Genomic DNA, 16,714 nt, shown 5'->3' with positions numbered 1-16,714 from the left:
GGCGCCTTTTTTACCCGGCGTGTCGCGCCGAAAGGAGGAATCCGGATGCAAAGGCCGGCGAACTTCATGGCCCAAGATGATTACATCATCTCCACGGCCACGTACTTCAGTAACCTAGATCAAGACGTGGCCATCAGCCTGTACCAACCGCTGATCGGCCCCACCGCCTTGGCGCTGTACCTCAGCCTGTGGCAAGTCGCGCCGGCGACGGTGGCGCTGCGCGAGCGGCAAAAGCAAACGGCCCTTTTGGACATGCTCGGGGTCAGCCTCGATGAGCTTTACGAGGCGCGGGTGCGGCTGGAGGCGGTCGCCTTGCTTCAGACCTACACGCAAGTCGATGACCTCGGGCGCTTTTACGCCTACGAGCTGCACCGCCCGGTCGAGCCCGATTCCTTCTTCCACGACCCGACGCTCGGGCTTTTGCTGTACGACCGCGTCGGCGAGCAGCGCTACCACCAGCTGACCGAGCGCTACACGCTGCGCAACGTTCACAACGCCAATTGGACCAACATCTCGGCGCAGCTGCTCGATGTCTTCTCGCTGACGCGCGTCGCGCCAACCGAGCAGGCGGCGGCCGATAACGCCCAGGTTCGCCAAAAGCCGACGCCAGCGGTCACCTTGGGCGATGGCCAGGGCTTTGATTGGGCGCTGGTGGCACAGCTTTTGCGCCGCACCAATGTCGATGTCAGCGAACTCGAGCGCAACCGGGCGCGGCTGTACCAGATTGCCAAGTTTTACGGCCTGGCGCCAGTGGATTTGGCCCGGCTGATCGAGCCGGCGGTGGATTTTGTCACCGGCGGAATCGACCTGCGGCAGGTTCGGCTTTACGCCGAGCAGACCTACCAGGAACAGGCGCCGCACCTGGTACCCAAGTCCACGGTTGCGGCCGCGCCCGAACCCGTCGCGGCGGCCACGGGCAAGCTGAGTGCGGATGAGGCCGCCTTGGTTGCGCGAGCCAGCAAGCTGTCGGTTCGCGAATTTCTCGAGGCGACCAAGAAGGCCAAGAACCCCAATATGTACGCAGCACCCAACGAGATCGCCGCGCTGCGCAAGCTGGTGCAGCGCCACGTGCTGCCGGACGCGACGATCAACGTGCTGGTCGATTACATCCTGCAGACCAACGACTCGCTCAACCAGGCCTACCTGGACGCCATCGTCAACCGCTGGCTGAAGGCCGGTGTCACGGACCCGGCCAGTGCCTTGGCCGAGATCAAGGCCTTCGCAGAACGCAAGACCCGCCAGCCGGCGCGGCGCAGCAACAGCCGCCCGGCGCGGCAGGAGCAGATGCCGGCCTGGAGCAAGGCCGACTACAAGCCCAAGGAGCAGGCGGTGTCAAGCTCCCAGCAGGCGGAAATCGCGGCCAGGCTGGCGGCGCTTCGCCAACTTGAAGAACACGGAGGAAGCGGCCAATGAAAACCATGAAAGACGAGCTGGCGCAGGTGATGGACAAGCGCCGGTTGAATCAGGCTTACACGACCATGATGCAGGCGGCGGTGGCGGATGAGGCGGTGCAGGCCTTCCTACAGCAAAACGCCGACGCCTTGGCCCCGGACGCGGTCAACCGCGGCGCGGCCAAAATCTACGAGTACGTCAACGCCCGAGACGGCAAGGTGACCACCCCGATGCAGCAGGCCGGTTACACCCCCAAGCTGGTGGTGTCCAATCGCCTGATCGACATCACCTACGAGCCGACCCCGGCCAAACGCGCCCAAGAAGCCCAGGCGTCGCAAAAGGCCTTGGTGACCTCGCTGAACATGCCCAAGGCGATTGCGGCCGCGCGGCTGGCCGACTACGATCCGACCAACCGCGGGGATGCGCTGGTTCAGGCGCTGACCTTCACCACCGAGCTGGCCAAGGCGCCACGGGCCTTTCACAAAGGGCTTTACCTGACCGGGCCCTTCGGCGTCGGCAAGACCTACCTGATGGGGGCGATGGCCAACGATTTGGCCAAGCAGGGGCTGGCGTCGACGCTGGTGCATTGGCCGACCTTTGCCGTGGAGATGAAAGCGGCGATCGGCGACCAGACGGTGCTACCCAAGCTCGATGCGATCAAGAAAGCCCCGGTGCTGATGATCGATGACATCGGGGCCGAAAGCCTCAGCCCCTGGATCCGCGACGATGTGCTGGGCATTTTGCTGCAGTACCGGATGCAAGAGGAGCTGCCGACGCTGTTCACCTCCAACAAGACCATGGCGGAGCTGACCGACTTTTTGGCCGGTGTCGAGGTCGGCAACAACGAGGGGCTCAAGGCCCAGCGCATCATGGAACGCATTCGGTTTCTGGCGACCGAGGTGGCGGTCGGCGGCCGCGACCGGCGCAACGGGTAGGCGACTGGCGAACACCTGTCGGCAATTTTCAAACTTTTTCATCGCTTGGGCTTGCGCGGCCTGCCGGAACGTGCTTTAATCTAGGTATCGAAGACGAAAGCAATAAGGACCATGTTTCACCAGAGAGCCTCGACCGTGGCTGAAAGTCGAGCAGGACCTGATCCGCACCACTTTCCGAGAGTGCCTCGTTGAGGCCGGGTCGCGTCGTTATGCGCCAATCGAGAGGAAAGCAGTGCTTTCAAGTCGGGTGGAACCGCGTGTTTAGCGTCCCGGATGTCATATTGACGTCCGGGACGTTTTGTTTTCGCCCCTGCTTTCACTACCAAAAGGAGAGATTTCTATGTCGATCAGCATCACATTCCCAGACAACAGCGTCAAGCCATTTGAGGCCGGCGCCACCATCCTGGACATCGCCAAGTCCATTTCCACGTCGCTGGCCAAAAAGGCCGTGGCCGGCAAGGTCGACGGCGCCTTGGTCAACCTCGACCACGCGCTGAACGCAGACGCCAGCGTCGAAATCGTCACCAAGGATTCCGCAGACGGCCTGGCCGTGCTGCGCCAAACCGGCGCCTTCGTGCTGGCCGCGGCCATCAAGGCCCTGCACCCCGAGACCCGCCTGGGCAAGGGCGCCGCGCAGGAAGATGGCTTCTTTTACGACACTGACCGCGACGACCGTCAGCTGACGATCGACGAGCTGCCGGCCATCGCCGACAAAATGGCCGAAATCGTCAAGGCCAACCCCGAGATCGAGGCGGCCAGCCTGAGCCGCAGTGAGGCCGAGGCCTACTTTGCCAACGAGCCGTTCAAGCTGCAGCTGCTGGCCAAGATTGACGGCGACCAGATTGCGGGCTTCAAGCTCGGCGACTTCTTTGACTTCGAGCTCTCGGCACTTTTGCCAAGCCTGAAGGACCTCAAGCACTTCTCCCTGCTGAGCGTCGCCGGCGCTTACTGGGAAGGCAAGTCCTCCAACCCGATGCTGCAGCGGATCTACGCGACGGCTTACTACAAGGCGGCCGAGCTTGAAGACGACGCCAAGCGCCGCCAGGAAGCCAAGGAGCGCGACCACCGCAACATCGGCCGTGACCTCGACTTGTTCTTCGTCGATCCCAAGGTCGGCGCCGGCCTGCCTTACTGGATGCCCAACGGCGCGACGATTCGCCGCGTGATCGAGCGCTACATCATCGACAAGGAACTCGCCGATGGCTACGAGCACGTTTACACCCCGGTACTGGCCAACCTGGACCTTTACAAGACCTCCGGCCACTGGGAGCACTACCGCGAAGACATGTTCCCACCGATGGACATGGGCGACGGCGAAATGCTCGAGCTGCGGCCGATGAACTGCCCGAGCCACATCCAGGTCTACAAGCACCACATCCGCTCCTACAAGGAACTGCCGCTGCGGATCGCGGAGCTTGGCATGATGCACCGCTACGAGAAGTCCGGTGCCTTGTCCGGCCTGCAGCGGGTGCGTGAAATGACCCTGAACGACGGTCACACCTTCGTCGCCCTCGACCAGGTTCAAGAGGAATTCAAGAAGATCTTGCGCCTGATCATGAACGTCTACGAAGACTTCAACATCAACGACTACACCTTCCGCCTGTCCTACCGCGACCCGAAGAACACCGCCAAGTACTTCGACGACGAGGAAATGTGGACCCGCAGCCAGAGCATGTTGAAGGCCGCCATGGACGACTTGGGCCTGGACTACTACGAGGCCGAAGGTGAAGCCGCGTTCTACGGCCCGAAGCTCGACATCCAGACCAAGACCGCGCTTGGCAACGACGAGACCATGTCCACCATTCAGCTGGACTTCATGCTACCTGAGCGCTTCGGCCTGACGTACGTCGGCAACGACAACCAGGAGCACCGTCCGGTCATGATCCACCGCGGCATCGTCGGCACCATGGAGCGCTTCATCGCCTACCTGACCGAAATCTACAAGGGTGCCTTCCCAACCTGGTTGGCCCCGACCCAGATTGCAATCATCCCGGTTTCCGACAAGCAGCTGGATTACGCCAAGAACCTGAAGACGGCGCTGCTCAATGCCGGTCTGCGGCCAGAGCTTGACGCTCGCAACGAGAAGATGGGCTACAAGATTCGCGAGGCTCAGACCAACAAGATTCCTTACACCATCGTGGTGGGGGATGACGAAGTGAACGCGGCCAGCGTGTCCGTTCGCAAGTACGGCAAGTCCGACTCCGAGGAGATGCCGGCCAACATGTTCCTCGAATCCGTGCAGGCGGAAGTCAAGAACTTCTCCCGCGACGGCAAGCACAAGCGCGGCGAAGGCGCCAAGCTCGCCGATTAAGCAATTAAAAAACGTTTCGCAGTTTGTTGCGAAACGTTTTTTTGCTGCCTTCAGGTGGTGCTAGACCGCCGGCCGCTAGCGCCAGTCGATCGTGATGAACTCGCAGTAGCCGATCTTGGCCTGCGGGTGGAACTGGCGCATCACCACGCCGTGGGTGACGCAGGCGATGTGGTGGAAGCCCTGGTCGGAGTAGCGGTCGAACACCGCGGCGGCCCGGGCGCGCACCTGCGCGGCGGTTTCGTAGTCCCAGGGACTGTCGGGGGTGGCCCGGCCGTGGTGCGCCAAAAAGGCCGCGTGGGCTTCGTCGGCTTGAGCAGCGGTGCGAAGCCTGGTGCCCGTCATGTCGGGGCGCCACTCGTGCAGTCCGAGTTCCACCTGCACGGGAATCGCGGTGTGGCGGGTCAGCTCAAGCGCCGTCTGCAGGGCCCGGGTGTAAGGGGAGCTGAGCATCAGGTCCACGCCTTGAAGCCGGGGGTCACGCGCCGCGGCCTGGGCGATGGCAACGCCGCGCGGGGTGAGCTGGCTGAAATCCAACCCAAAGCCGAAGTAGTCGGCGGCCCGAACCTGGCCGTAGTCGGGTTCCGAGTGGCGAATCAAGTCAATCTGCATGGTGGCCTCCTGTTTTTGGCCAGTGTACCGCTTGGCGGTGGCGGGTGCAAGCGGGCGGCGCTGCTTGCACCGGCAACGCCGGCGTGCTAAGCTGTCTCCTAGAAATGGAGGCGGTAGGGTGATCCTGCAACTTTGGGGCTCGTGGTTCCTGCTTTTTGGCGTGACCGAGCTGATTGCCATGGGGCTTTTGACCGGCAGCGTGTTGCTGCTCGCGGCGCTGCCCGGGCGGCGCGACCGGCGGATGATGCGCTTGCTGGCCCACAACGGGCGGGGATTCATCCTGATCTGGCTTTCGGTGATGGCCTTGGCGCTTGGGGCCGTCTACGGCATCGCCAGCTGGTGGTTCAGCCTAATTGCCTTTGAGCCGCACGGGGTCGCGGTGTTTGGCAGCGTCGGCATCGCGGCCGTGACCTGGTTGGCCAACCTAATCTTAAAGCGGCGCCAGTGGCTTGAGTCGCTGCACCAGTCGCGGTCCGGCGATGAATGAAACTTTCATTTGACACCCGGCCTGCGAGTCCGTATACTAGAGAACGTTGAGAAAACAAGCAGAAGTTCCCGCTTCTCACCTATGCCTCTGGCCGCTGGGTTGATATGATCGGTATTTAACGACGCGGCGGGGCTCATAGTGGGCTCTTCGGCGTCCTTGTTTTGTCACAAAATATTTTCGGAGGTGAACTGCCATAGCAAGAGATATGATGGTCAACGACGGGATTCGTTCCCGTGAAGTTCGACTGATTTCCCAGACTGGTGAACAACTCGGGGTCAAAAGCACGCACGAGGCACTCGAGCTTGCGCAATCGGTAAGCCTGGACCTGGTTCTGGTTTCCCCAACCGCCAAGCCGCCAGTTGCCCGGATCATGGATTACGGGAAGTTTCGCTTCGAGCTGCAAAAAAAGCAGCGTGAGGCGCGTAAGAAACAGAAAACCATCAGCATCAAGGAGATCCGCCTGAGCCCGACCATCGGCGAGGCAGACTTCAACACCCGGTTGAAAAACGCGTCCAAGTTCCTCGAAAAAGGGGACAAGGTCAAGGTGACCGTCCGCTTCCGCGGTCGTGCGATCACCCACAAGGACCTCGGACAAAAGGTTCTGGAGCAGATGGCCAAGGCCGTTGAGGAATTGGCTACTGTTGAAGCCCGCCCGAAGATGGACGGACGGAGCATGTTCATGATGCTCGCACCAAAAGCTGACAAGAAATAGTCAGACTAAGTCACTAGGAGGAATTATCGTCATGCCAAAATTCAAGACACACCGTGCATCTGCCAAGCGCTTCAAGAAGACCGCTAGTGGTGCTCTGAAGCGGGGTCACGCTTACACCAGCCACCGTTTCCACGGTAAGACCAAGAAGCAACGTCGTCAGTTGCGCAAGTCAGCATTGGTATCCCACTCCGATATGAAGCGGATCCGCCAGATGCTCAGCCAGATGAAGTAATTGCGCCTCGCGCACATTACTCAGTTCGCTTAATTATTAGAGGAGGAATTTCTAATGCCACGTGTTAAAGGTGGAACCGTAACTCGCAAACGTCGTAAGAAGGTCTTAAAGCTCGCCAAGGGCTACCGTGGGGCCAAGCACCTGCTGTTCAAGGCAGCCAATGCTCAGGTCATGGTATCCTACCGCTACGCATTCCGCGACCGTCGCGCTAAGAAGCGCAACTTCCGCTCCCTGTGGATCGCGCGGATCAACGCCGCAGCGCGTCTGAACGACATTTCTTACAGCAAGTTGATGCACGGCTTGAAGGTTGCCAACATCGACATGAACCGCAAGATGCTGGCCGACATCGCCATCGCAGATCCTGCAGGCTTCACGGCCCTTGCAGACGCTGCCAAGAAGGCTTTGGCTTAATCTGACTAGTGAATCCCACCGCGCTTGCGGTGGGATTTTTTGCAGCGTGATGACGAGGCATAATGTTTGACGCCAAATTGGTCTGGTGTTAAGCTACATGCGAATGATTGTTCTTGTGCGGGGAGGCGGCCAAGGCCTTGGTTGCCGTAGTATCCACCGCGCGGGACTGCGCCAGCGGTTCGCACCAAGGCGACAGCCCCCACCCATGCCAGGCCGCAGTGTATCGCCACACGGCTTTCAACTCGAGAGTTTTCGTGCAACCCCGGGACCATACTTAGGGGAATACCAGGGACGCCGCACCACCCCACCGGCTGCAGGCCGGCCACCGCCACTCCCAAGCGAGTTAGCCGTGCGGTGACCGGAACCGGTGGGCGCAATGGCACCACCACGGTAAGCAGAAGCCAGGAACGTAACCGAATAAGCCAAGGCCACCGGATTCACCGAGTCCGGTGGCTTCGGCGCGGCCGCCGCAACCGAATCGTTGCGGCGGCCATTTTTGCGCAGGTGCTGGTCAAAGCGGCCGCACTGGTCGATAATGGGAGCAACGAGCTTTGCTCGACTGGCGCCGCTTCGGCGTCTGAAGGAGGAAGAACATGGACTTTACCCAAGTGACTTACACCAGGCCGGATCCGGCCGCGTTCCTGCGAGACATTGCGGCCGGTGCGGCGGCGCTTGAGGCGGCGACCGACGCCGACGCGGCGCTGGCCGTCGCCAAGCGGATCACCGCTTTGATCAACGACGTCGACTCGCAAGGCATGATTGCGCAGATTCGCCACACCATCGACACGCGCGATGCTTTTTACGCGCAGGAAGACGCCTTTTGGAACGATTTTGAACCCCAGGCTGACGCGGCCAAGACCGACTACCTCAAGGCGGTTTTGGCCAGTCCCTACCAAGACGCGCTGAAGACCATCTACCCCAAGCCATACTTTCTGAAGGCCAAGGACCTGCTTCGCACTAACAGGCCGGAGGTGATCGACCTGCAGCAAAAGGCCAACGCCTTGGCCTCCCGCTACACCGACCTGATTGCAAGCGCCCAGGTTGACTTTGACGGTCAGACCTACACGCTGGCGCAGCTTGGACCGCTGCGCGACGACGCCGACCGGGCGGTGCGAAAGGCCGCCAACGCCGCTTACTGGGGCTTTTTTGCGGCGCATGAGGCCGAGTTCGACCAGCTGTACGACGACATGGTTCACACCCGCACGGCGATTGCGCAAAAGCTTGGCTTCAAGGACTTCTCCGAGATGAGCTACGTCTTCATGGACCGCTTCGATTACGACGAGGACATGGTCGCGACCTATCGCCACGAGGTGCAGACCAAGGTGGTGCCGCTGGTTCAAAAGCAACGCGCCAAGCAGGCCAAGCGCCTGGGGCTGGATCACCTGGCCTACTACGACTTGGGCGTTCAGTTCAAGTCCGGCAACGCCAAGCCGGAGGGGACGGCCACTCAGCTGGTGCAAGCCGCCCGTGAGATGTACCACGAGATGTCGCCGGAGGCCGGGGCCTTTTTCGATCACATGATCGACTCGCACCTGCTGGACCTGTTGGCCAAGCCGGGCAAGGCCTCGGGTGGTTACGCGGAGTACATTCCCGCGATTCAGTCGCCGTTCATCTTCTCGAACTTCAACGGCACCTCGGGCGACGTCGACGTGCTGACCCACGAGGCCGGCCACGCCTTTCAGACCTACCTGGCCAAGTGGATTCAGCCCGGCGACTGCGTCTTTCCAACCTTTGAGGCGGCGGAGATTTTCTCCATGAGCATGGAGTTCATCGCGTATCCTTGGATGCCGAAGTTCTTCGGGACCCAGACCGCCAAGTACCGCTACGCGCATTTGCAGGCGGCGCTGGAGTTTTTGCCTTACGGGATTTTGGTCGATCACTTCCAGCACCAGGTCTACACCCATCCGGACTGGACGCCGGCCCAGCGCAAGGCCGAGTGGCGCCGCTTGGAGAAGCTGTACAACCCGGAAAAGGACTACAGCGAAAACGCGGCGCTTGAATCGGGCATCTACTGGATGCGCCAGGGTCACATTTTCGAGTCGCCGTTTTACTACATCGACTACACCATCGCCCAGGTGGTCGCCTACCAGTTCTGGAAGCGATTCAACGTCGATCACGACCCCAAGGCCTGGCAGGATTACGAAACCATGGCCAAGGCCGGCGGCAGCCAGACGCTGCTCGAGCTGCTGGCCACCGGACACCTGCGTTCGCCGTTTGAACCTGGCGCCTTGGACGACACGCTGGTGGCCATTTCACAGGCGCTTGACGCAGTGGATGATGCGGCGCTTTAGCCGCCATCCGACCACACAAAAACGCGGTTGCCGCTTGGGCAACCGCGTTTTTGGAGTGGCTACAAGTCCTTCATCACGACCAGCTTGCCGGCGGCGTGGTGCTGCTCCAGTGCGATGTGGCCGGCCTGAACGCCGGGCAAGGAGAAGGGGAAGGCCCGGGCGATTCGCAGGGTCAGCTGACCGGCTTCGGCCAGCTTCACCAGGGTCGGAAAGGCGTCTTGGGCCGGCACCAGCCCGTGGCTGCCCAGCTGCAACCGCGCGACATGGGGCTTGGGCGCCTTGGGCACCGCGGCAAAGGCGGTGGTCACAAGTGTGCCGGTCGGCTTGGTCAAGGCCAACGCCACCCCGTTGTCGGCGCCGTCTTTGACCGCGTTGACCGCCGCATCGGCGGTGTCTTGGTAGTGGTGCCAGGCCGTGCCTTGATCGTAGGCCAAGGCGACGCTTGCGCCTACTTCCTGCAGGTAGGCGCGGTTGGCCGCGCTGGCCACGGCGATGACCCGCAGGCCGGCCGCCCGGGCCAGCTGCACGGTCAGCGCCCCGACGGCGCCGCTGGCCCCGACCACCGCCAGGGTCTGGCCCGGCCGAAGCGAAAGCGCCTGCAGCAGCGAAAAGGCGGCGATGCCGGCCTGGCTGAGCCCGGCCGCGACGTCCAGCGCAAGCGTCGCGGGAATGCGGGCGATTTTGTTGGTGCTGGCCGTCACGAAGTCGCTGTAGCCGCCCAGCGGCCGGTAGTTGATCACGCGCTCGCCCAGCGCGAAGCCTTGGACCGCCGCGCCCAGCGCCGTGATCTCGCCGACCAGCTCGGTGCCGGGCACGATCGGCATCGGCAGCGGTCGGCTTTCGGCCTGCTCGCCGCGGCGCAGGCTGGCGTCGTAGGGATTCAGCCCAAAGCCCAGCACCTTCAGCTGGACCTGGCCGGGCTTGGGCGTGGGTTGTGGCGCGTCGACGACGCGAAAGACGTCGGGGGCGCCGAACTGATCAAAGCCAAAACGGATCATGGTCATCCTCCTTGCGCGGGTTGGGCCGCACGGCACGAGTCGTTGCAATCGGCATCTAGTTTCAGTATACCGACCCCGGCGGTGAACGCAAGAAATATGCCTTGCGGCAGCACCCAACCGTGCCGGGTCCCGGCGGTCGCGCCGGCTGGCCGGTGGGGTGGTTTGCAACTTCTCGGCCGACTGGCTATAACTTGACGCCCCTGGGTGCTATAATGAAGGGATATGACAACTTTGAAGGAGGCGCCTGCGTGGCTGTATTTACCCCTACCTGGGCGGTTGAGGCCATTTACGGTCTGACCGCGCAAAGCCTGAAGCAACAAGGCATCAAGGCCGTGTTGACCGACCTGGACAACACGCTGATTGCCTGGAACAACCCGGACGGGACCCCTGAGCTTCGCGCGTGGCTGACGGCGATGAAGGCGGCCGGCATCACCGTGATGGTGGTGTCCAACAACAATCGCCAGCGCATCGGCCGCGCCGTGGCCAACCTCGACTTGCCCTTCGAGCCGCGGGCCCTCAAGCCGCTGCCCGTGGGCATCGACCGCGCGGTGCGGCGATTGGGGCTGGCCAAAAGCGCGTGTGTGATGGTCGGCGATCAGCTGTTGACCGACGTCGTCGCCGGCAACGCCGCCGGGGTCCGCACCATCCTGGTGCGGCCGTTGGTTGAGACCGATCAGTGGAACACCCGCATCAACCGCTTCTTTGAACGCCTGATTTTCAAGATGATGAGCCCACTGCACTACCTGGAGGAATTGAATGACAAACACTGAACTGGTTTGCATCGGCTGCGGCGCCAAGCTGCAGACGGAAGACAAAACCAAGGCCGGCTACCTGCCGGCGAGCACCCTGGCCAAGGCCGATCCGGAAGGCGACTTGTACTGCCAGCGCTGCTTTCGCCTGCGCCACTACAATGAGGTCGCAGACGTCGAGCTGACCGACGACGACTTCTTGCGCCTGTTGAACACGCTGGGCCAAAGCGACGCCTTGATCGTCAACGTGGTCGACCTGTTCGACTTCAACGGCAGCGTGATTCCGGGGCTGCACCGCTTCGTCGGCGACAACCCGGTAATCCTGGTCGGCAACAAGGCCGACGTGCTGCCCAAGTCGATTAACCCGCGGCGCGTGACCAACTGGCTGACCCAGGCGGCGCATGCCCAGGGGCTGCGGCCGGTCAAGACCATTTTGACCAGCGCCAAGAAGGGCACCGCCGTCACCGACCTGCTAGAGGTGATCGAGGACCAGCGGCAGGGACGCGATGTCTACGTGGTCGGGGTGACTAACACCGGCAAGTCGACGTTGATCAACCGCATCATCAGCCAGCTAACCGGGGTGAAGGATCTCATCACGACCTCGAAGTTCCCCGGCACGACGCTCGATCGCATCGAGATTCCGCTGGACGACGGGCACTTTCTGATCGACACGCCGGGGATTATCCACCGCAACCAGATGGCGCATGTGATCGACCCGCGCGACCTCAACCTGGTGGCGCCGACCAAGCCGATTCGCCCGACCGTCTTCCAGCTGAACCCGGGCCAAACCGTGTTCTTGGCGGGGCTTGCGCGGTTCGACTTCCTGCGCGGTCGCAAGTCCGGCTTCACCTTCTACTGCGACAACCAGCTGCTTTTGCACCGCACTAAGCTTGAAAACGCCGATGACTTCTACGCCAAGCACAAGGGCGGCCTGCTGACCCCGCCGCGGCCTGGCGCCGACTTCCCGCCGCTTGCCCGCTTCGAGTTCACGGCCAAGGAGAAGTCCGACCTGGTGTTCGCCGGGTTGGGCTGGGTCGTCGTGCCGGCCGGCCAGACGGTCGCCGGCTACGCCCCGCAAGGCGTTGATGTGTTGATGCGCAAGGCGCTGATTTAAAGGAGAAAAGATGTTAACTGGAAAACAAAAACGTTACCTGCGCAGCCTGGCGATGACCCAGCGGCCGCTGATCAACCTGGGCAAAAACGGTCTGAGCACCACCTTCGTCGCCGGCGTGGTCGCCGCCTTGAACACCCACGAGCTGATCAAAATCAGCCTGTTGCCGACCGCCGAAGCGACCGCCGCGCAAACCGGCGCCTACCTGAGCCAGGAGATTCCGGGCCTCGAGGTAGCGCAGGTGATCGGCCACAGCCTGGTGGTTTACCGCGAGGCGGAAAAGGCCGCCGATCGCAAGCTGTCGGTGACGCTCAAGAAACTATAGTCACGAAACGGAGTGATCGTGTGTATTCAACGCAAACGTTAACGCAGCCGGTCATCACCGCGGCCGAAAGCGTCCAGATTCTGGGACCGCGCAAGAAGCAAGTCGGGCTGTTTGGTGGCACCTTCAATCCCGTGCATAACGGTCACCTGATTATGGCTTCGGCGGTCGGCACCCAGCTGGGGCTTGCCAAGGTCTTGTTCATGCCGGACAACCAGCCGCCGCACGTCGATGCCAAGCAGGCGATCGACGCGGCCGACCGGGTGGCCATGCTGCGCCTGGCGATTGCGGGCAACCCCATGTTTGACCTGGAGCTGACCGAGATTCGCCGTGGCGGCGTCAGCTACACCATCGACACCATGCGGGTACTTAAGAAGCTGCACCCGGACACCGATTACTTTTTCATCATCGGCGCCGACATGGTCAACTACCTGCCCAAGTGGCGGGAGATCGACGCGCTGATGAAGCTGGTGACCTTCGTTGGCGTCCGGCGGCGCGGCTACGTGCCGGCGACGCCGTACCCGATTGTCTGGGTCGACGCGCCGGTGATCGAGATCAGCTCGACGGCCCTGCGCGAGCGCATCCGCACCGGCGGCGACATTCGCTACCTGGTGCCGGACGCGGTTCGCACGTACATTCGGGAGAAAGGACTTTACCTTGACTGAAATCACGTACCCAAGCACCCTGACCCACGGCATGAGCCGCGCGGAGATTTTGAACCACCTGCAAAACCGGCTGGATGAGCCGCGCTATCAGCACTGCCTGCGCGTCGAGCAGACGGCGCGTGAGCTGGCCGAACGCTTCAATGCCGACGTCGACCGTGCCGGGCTAGCGGGGCTGCTTCACGACTACGCCAAGCAGGTGCCGGTCAGCACCTACGAGGAGACCATCGTTCGCAACGGTTTTGACCCCGACTTGCTGAACTACAACCGCGGCGTGTGGCACGGCATCGTCGGCACCTGGTTCATCGAAACCGAGGTCGGCATCACCGACAAGCTGGTGCTGCAGGCGATCAGCCGCCACACCACCGGCGACCCCGAGATGACGCTGTTGGACGAGATCATTTTCGTCGCCGACTTCATCGAGCCAGCCCGGGCCCTGCCCATCGAGCAAAAGGCGCGGGAGGCGGCGGCCACCGACATGACCGAGGCCACCCGCATCGAGCTTGAAAACACGCTGACCTACCTGATTGCCAACCGCAAAGTGGTGTACCCGAAGACTTTGCTGACGTACAACGCGTTTGTGACAACGCGTGCCTAATAAAGGAGAAATCATTCTGAAAGCCGAAGAATTACTTGAAATCGCGATTCGCGCCGCGGATGACAAACGGGCCACGGACATCGTGGCCTTGGATATGAAGGAAGTCAGCCTGCTGGCCGATTACTTCCTGATCATGACCGGCGGCTCCGATCGCCAGGTCCAAGCCATCGTCGATGCGATTGATGACAAGGTCGCAGAGGCCGGTGGCCCCGCGGTTCGCATCGAGGGCAAGAAGGGCAGCAACTGGCTCTTGATGGACTTCGGTGACCTGGTCGTGGACGTCTTTGTGCCCGATGCCCGGGCCTTTTACAACCTGGAGAAGCTTTGGGCCCAGGCGCCGCTGGTCGACCTGTCGGCGTGGCTGACGGAAGCATGATTTACAGCACATTCGCGCAAGTCTACGACACGCTGATGGATGAGACGCTTTACACCCAGTGGCGCGACTACGTGGTCGCACGGGTGGCCCCCGCCGGGCAGCAGCTCCTGGAGCTGGCCGGCGGTTCGGGCAGCCTGGCGCTTTTGCTCGATGCGGCCGGGTTTGCCGTCACCGATTTCGACTTGTCCGGTGAGATGCTGGCCTTGGCCGAGCAGAAAATCGACCGAGAGGGCCGCAACATTCCGCTGATCATGGGCGACATGCAAGACCTCTCCGACATGCCGCAGTACGACGTGGTCACCTGCTTTGACGATTCGCTGTGCTACATGCCAAGCCTCGCGGCGGTCACCGCCGTGTTCCGGCAGGTCGCAAGCGTTTTGCCGGTCGGTGGCGACTTTTTCTTCGACGCGCATTCGCTTTACCAGATGGACCAGGTCTTTCCCGGCTACATGTACAACTACCAGACCGAGGACTACGCCTTCATGTGGAGCAGCTACGAAGGGGCGGTGCCGCACAGCGTGGAGCACGACCTGACGTTTTTCGTGTACGACGAGAAGCTGGACGCCTACCACCCGCTGCTTGAGACCCACCACGAGCGGACCTACCCGCAGCGCGACTTTGAGCAGGCGCTGGCCGCGGCAGGCTTTGCGCTAGTGTCTGCGACCGCCGAGTTCGGGACGGCGGCCATCGCGGACACCAGCACTCGCTGGTTCTTCCACGCAAGGAAGGCGCGGGAGGCCGGCGAATGAAGGCCGTTGGCATGATTGCGGAGTTCAATCCGCTTCACAACGGCCACCTTCACGCCTTGGCTGCGGCTCGGCGCCTGAGCCAGGCCGACGCGGTGGTGGTCGTGATGGCCGGCAACTTCGTGCAACGCGGGGAGCCGGCCATTGTCGACAAGTGGCAACGCACTCGCGCGGCCCTGGCCGGCGGGGCGGATTTGGTGGTCGAGCTGCCGGTGTTCGATGCCGTGCAGGCGGCCTCGGAATTTGCCACCGGTGGGGTCGCGCTGCTCGCCGCCTTGGGCGTGGAGACGCTGGCCTTTGGCACCGAGGCGCCGGGCCTGGATTACGCGGCCCTGGCCGCCCAGCTGGCGTCGGCGCCACCGGCGACCACGCATTTTGATGATTACACGCAGACCTACGCCACCCAGTTGAACCGCTACTTTGAAGGCGTCACCGGGGTCGCCACGACGCAGCCCAACCTGATGCTTGGGCTCAGCTACGCCCAGGCCGTCCACCAGCAGGGGGCGGCGATGACGCTTTTGCCCTTTGCTCGCGTCGGCGCCGAACACGACGCCGATGCCCCTTGCGGCACCACCGCCTCTGGCAGCGCGATTCGCCAGGCGGTGGCCGCCGGGGCGGCGGTACGCACGCTGGTGCCGCCGGCCACCCAAGCGGCGCTGGCGGCGGCGCCGCACCTGACGTGGGACGCGCTGTTTCCGCTGCTGCGCTACCGGCTTCAAACCGCCGACTTGGCCGAACTGCGGCGGGTGACGTCGATGGCCGAGGGGCTGGAGTACCGCTTCACCCAGCAGATCGACGCCGCCACCGATTTTGCCGACTTCATGGCCCGGGTCAAGTCCAAGCGCTACACCTACGCCAGGCTGCGCCGCCTGGCCCTGTGTACCCTGCTGAACCTGACCGAGGAACAGGTCCAAGCCGGCCGCGCCAGGCGCTACCTGCACGTGCTGGGGTTCACGCCGGTCGGCCAGGCGTTTTTGCACGAGGTCAAAAAGCAGGTGGCCTTGCCGCTGGTGACCCGCGTCAGCGCCGCGATGCTGGCGCCGGATGGCCTGATGGCGGCCCAGCACCGCGCCGATCGCCTGATTGAAACGCTGACGCACCAGACACAAAATTACGGACGGATCCCCTTGAGCGGATCGGCCCAAGGAGGAACTCATGCTTAAGTGGTCTTTGGTAGACTTAATGAAACACCGCGCCGCGCCGCTGGCCTTCGCCGAGACGCTGGCGCTTGAACAGGAGCTGACAAGCCGCGACCCGGAGATTCTCTCGGTCAGCCCGATTCACGTGAGCGGCACGGTTCGCTTCACGGAAGGGGACTTCATCGCCACCGTTGCCGTGGCCGGCAAGCTGGTGGTGCCTTCCACGCGCAGCCTCAAGCCGGTCGACTGGCCGCTGGACTTCACCTTCAGCGAGGTCTACGTTTCCGAAACCTCGGACCGCGAGAAGTACGACGACGGCCAGCTTCTGATCGACCTAGACGGCGACGAACTCGACTTGATGCGGGCGATTACCGATCACATCCTGCTGGCGATTCCGATGCAGGTGCTGACGCCGGGCGAGGCCGCCGACGGGGAGATGCCGGCAGGAGACGACTGGGCGGTGGTCAGCGAGGACGACTTCGCGGCGACTCACGCAGACGCCAAGCCGAACCCGGCCTTCGCCAAGCTGCAGGGGCTGTTCGACGACGATCAGGATAAGTGAGCCCGGCTTTAATTTTGCCCCTGAGTTTGCTAAAATAAGGCAGGAACGCTTAATTTCGCGTAAAAAGTAGG

At 62.5% G+C, this 16,714-nt stretch carries 19 protein-coding genes; 17 read left to right on the top strand and 2 right to left on the bottom strand.

All coding sequences use genetic code 11. From position 1 onward, the window contains the following. Positions 1 to 45 precede the first annotated feature (45 nt). From NUH19_RS01830 to thrS, 3 genes are all read left to right on the top strand, one after another. Complete coding sequence (locus tag NUH19_RS01830) at positions 46 to 1,413, top strand: replication initiation and membrane attachment family protein (protein WP_262314843.1); 1,368 nt, start codon at positions 46 to 48, stop codon at positions 1,411 to 1,413. Beyond that, the gene (gene dnaI / locus NUH19_RS01825; RefSeq protein ID WP_262314842.1) at positions 1,410 to 2,327 is read left to right on the top strand and encodes a primosomal protein DnaI; all 918 of its coding nucleotides are present in this window, start codon (positions 1,410 to 1,412) and stop codon (positions 2,325 to 2,327) included. Before NUH19_RS01830 ends, dnaI begins: the two co-directional genes overlap by 4 nt. Positions 2,328 to 2,667: 340 nt before the next feature. Further along, positions 2,668 to 4,638, top strand: a complete 1,971-nt coding sequence (thrS, locus tag NUH19_RS01820) for a threonine--tRNA ligase (RefSeq protein WP_262314841.1) — start codon at positions 2,668 to 2,670, stop codon at positions 4,636 to 4,638. 75 nt (positions 4,639 to 4,713) lie between these two features. Here the strand turns inward: thrS and NUH19_RS01815 are convergent, their stop codons facing one another. Continuing rightward, positions 4,714 to 5,247 (bottom strand): histidine phosphatase family protein, encoded by a 534-nt coding sequence (locus tag NUH19_RS01815; RefSeq protein WP_262314840.1) that lies wholly within the window; start codon positions 5,245 to 5,247, stop codon positions 4,714 to 4,716. 118 nt (positions 5,248 to 5,365) lie between these two features. Here NUH19_RS01815 and NUH19_RS01810 point away from each other — a divergent pair, with 118 nt between their 5' ends. The 5 genes from NUH19_RS01810 (at position 5,366) to NUH19_RS01790 (ending at position 9,380) form a co-directional block, all read left to right on the top strand. Next, positions 5,366 to 5,734: a hypothetical protein gene (locus NUH19_RS01810; protein WP_262314839.1), complete on the top strand. Its 369-nt coding sequence runs from the start codon at positions 5,366 to 5,368 to the stop codon at positions 5,732 to 5,734. 205 nt (positions 5,735 to 5,939) lie between these two features. Further along, entirely contained in the window at positions 5,940 to 6,446 is a 507-nt protein-coding gene (infC, locus tag NUH19_RS01805) for a translation initiation factor IF-3 (protein WP_262314838.1), read from the top strand. Positions 6,447 to 6,477: 31 nt separating this feature from the next. Beyond that, positions 6,478 to 6,678 carry a 50S ribosomal protein L35 gene (rpmI, locus tag NUH19_RS01800; RefSeq protein ID WP_003565872.1) on the top strand — a complete coding sequence of 67 codons (201 nt, stop codon included), beginning with the start codon at positions 6,478 to 6,480 and terminating at the stop codon, positions 6,676 to 6,678. A gap of 54 nt (positions 6,679 to 6,732) precedes the next feature. After that, positions 6,733 to 7,089 carry a 50S ribosomal protein L20 gene (gene rplT / locus NUH19_RS01795; protein WP_225047021.1) on the top strand — a complete coding sequence of 119 codons (357 nt, stop codon included), beginning with the start codon at positions 6,733 to 6,735 and terminating at the stop codon, positions 7,087 to 7,089. A gap of 593 nt (positions 7,090 to 7,682) precedes the next feature. Further along, entirely contained in the window at positions 7,683 to 9,380 is a 1,698-nt protein-coding gene (locus NUH19_RS01790; RefSeq protein ID WP_262314837.1) for a M3 family oligoendopeptidase, read from the top strand. Between the two features lie 59 nt (positions 9,381 to 9,439). Here NUH19_RS01790 and NUH19_RS01785 read toward each other — a convergent pair whose 3' ends face one another. Next, the gene (locus tag NUH19_RS01785; RefSeq protein ID WP_262314836.1) at positions 9,440 to 10,378 is read right to left on the bottom strand and encodes an NADP-dependent oxidoreductase; all 939 of its coding nucleotides are present in this window, start codon (positions 10,376 to 10,378) and stop codon (positions 9,440 to 9,442) included. A gap of 248 nt (positions 10,379 to 10,626) precedes the next feature. Between NUH19_RS01785 and NUH19_RS01780 the strand changes: the two genes are divergently transcribed. From NUH19_RS01780 to NUH19_RS01740, 9 genes are read left to right on the top strand one after another with little or no spacing between them, the layout of a single operon-like run. Next, positions 10,627 to 11,148, top strand: coding sequence for a YqeG family HAD IIIA-type phosphatase (locus NUH19_RS01780; RefSeq protein WP_262314835.1), 522 nt, complete (start codon positions 10,627 to 10,629; stop codon positions 11,146 to 11,148). After that, positions 11,135 to 12,241 (top strand): ribosome biogenesis GTPase YqeH, encoded by a 1,107-nt coding sequence (gene yqeH / locus NUH19_RS01775; protein ID WP_262314834.1) that lies wholly within the window; start codon positions 11,135 to 11,137, stop codon positions 12,239 to 12,241. Before NUH19_RS01780 ends, yqeH begins: the two co-directional genes overlap by 14 nt. 10 nt (positions 12,242 to 12,251) lie before the next feature. Next, a complete protein-coding gene (locus NUH19_RS01770) occupies positions 12,252 to 12,563 on the top strand; it encodes a YhbY family RNA-binding protein (RefSeq protein ID WP_262314833.1) in 312 nt (103 codons plus the stop codon). Between the two features lie 20 nt (positions 12,564 to 12,583). Continuing rightward, the gene (locus tag NUH19_RS01765) at positions 12,584 to 13,225 is read left to right on the top strand and encodes a nicotinate-nucleotide adenylyltransferase (RefSeq protein WP_262314832.1); all 642 of its coding nucleotides are present in this window, start codon (positions 12,584 to 12,586) and stop codon (positions 13,223 to 13,225) included. Next, on the top strand, positions 13,218 to 13,820 hold the full coding sequence (gene yqeK / locus NUH19_RS01760; protein WP_262314831.1) for a bis(5'-nucleosyl)-tetraphosphatase (symmetrical) YqeK: 603 nt from the start codon (positions 13,218 to 13,220) through the stop codon (positions 13,818 to 13,820). The genes NUH19_RS01765 and yqeK overlap by 8 nt, the downstream gene beginning before the upstream one ends. Before the next feature lie 16 nt (positions 13,821 to 13,836). Next, positions 13,837 to 14,196 (top strand): ribosome silencing factor, encoded by a 360-nt coding sequence (gene rsfS / locus NUH19_RS01755; RefSeq protein ID WP_276580115.1) that lies wholly within the window; start codon positions 13,837 to 13,839, stop codon positions 14,194 to 14,196. After that, positions 14,193 to 14,945: a class I SAM-dependent DNA methyltransferase gene (locus tag NUH19_RS01750; protein ID WP_262314830.1), complete on the top strand. Its 753-nt coding sequence runs from the start codon at positions 14,193 to 14,195 to the stop codon at positions 14,943 to 14,945. The genes rsfS and NUH19_RS01750 overlap by 4 nt, the downstream gene beginning before the upstream one ends. After that, positions 14,942 to 16,105 carry a nucleotidyltransferase gene (locus NUH19_RS01745; RefSeq protein WP_262314829.1) on the top strand — a complete coding sequence of 388 codons (1,164 nt, stop codon included), beginning with the start codon at positions 14,942 to 14,944 and terminating at the stop codon, positions 16,103 to 16,105. Before NUH19_RS01750 ends, NUH19_RS01745 begins: the two co-directional genes overlap by 4 nt. After that, positions 16,098 to 16,643, top strand: coding sequence for a YceD family protein (locus NUH19_RS01740; protein WP_262314828.1), 546 nt, complete (start codon positions 16,098 to 16,100; stop codon positions 16,641 to 16,643). The genes NUH19_RS01745 and NUH19_RS01740 overlap by 8 nt, the downstream gene beginning before the upstream one ends. Positions 16,644 to 16,714: the final 71 nt, after the last annotated feature.

Source organism: Lacticaseibacillus parakribbianus (assembly GCF_025490915.1).
Taxonomy (GTDB): Bacteria; Bacillota; Bacilli; order Lactobacillales; family Lactobacillaceae; genus Lacticaseibacillus; species Lacticaseibacillus parakribbianus.
This window is presented reverse-complemented; position numbering and strand designations above follow the sequence as displayed.

Excerpts from the sequence above, each read along its gene's own strand:
- NUH19_RS01745 (WP_262314829.1), top strand. The coding sequence starts at position 14,942 with ATGAAGGCCGTTGGCATGATTGCGGAGTTCAATCCGCTTCACAACGGC.
- infC (WP_262314838.1), top strand. The coding sequence starts at position 5,940 with ATGATGGTCAACGACGGGATTCGTTCCCGTGAAGTTCGACTGATTTCC.
- NUH19_RS01785 (WP_262314836.1), bottom strand. The coding sequence starts at position 10,378 with ATGATCCGTTTTGGCTTTGATCAGTTCGGCGCCCCCGACGTCTTTCGC.
- NUH19_RS01815 (WP_262314840.1), bottom strand. The coding sequence starts at position 5,247 with ATGCAGATTGACTTGATTCGCCACTCGGAACCCGACTACGGCCAGGTT.
- thrS (WP_262314841.1), top strand. The coding sequence starts at position 2,668 with ATGTCGATCAGCATCACATTCCCAGACAACAGCGTCAAGCCATTTGAG.
- NUH19_RS01830 (WP_262314843.1), top strand. The coding sequence starts at position 46 with ATGCAAAGGCCGGCGAACTTCATGGCCCAAGATGATTACATCATCTCC.
- NUH19_RS01750 (WP_262314830.1), top strand. The coding sequence starts at position 14,193 with ATGATTTACAGCACATTCGCGCAAGTCTACGACACGCTGATGGATGAG.
- NUH19_RS01740 (WP_262314828.1), top strand. The coding sequence starts at position 16,098 with ATGCTTAAGTGGTCTTTGGTAGACTTAATGAAACACCGCGCCGCGCCG.
- rpmI (WP_003565872.1), top strand. The coding sequence starts at position 6,478 with ATGCCAAAATTCAAGACACACCGTGCATCTGCCAAGCGCTTCAAGAAG.
- dnaI (WP_262314842.1), top strand. The coding sequence starts at position 1,410 with ATGAAAACCATGAAAGACGAGCTGGCGCAGGTGATGGACAAGCGCCGG.
- yqeH (WP_262314834.1), top strand. The coding sequence starts at position 11,135 with ATGACAAACACTGAACTGGTTTGCATCGGCTGCGGCGCCAAGCTGCAG.
- rplT (WP_225047021.1), top strand. The coding sequence starts at position 6,733 with ATGCCACGTGTTAAAGGTGGAACCGTAACTCGCAAACGTCGTAAGAAG.
- NUH19_RS01790 (WP_262314837.1), top strand. The coding sequence starts at position 7,683 with ATGGACTTTACCCAAGTGACTTACACCAGGCCGGATCCGGCCGCGTTC.
- NUH19_RS01770 (WP_262314833.1), top strand. The coding sequence starts at position 12,252 with ATGTTAACTGGAAAACAAAAACGTTACCTGCGCAGCCTGGCGATGACC.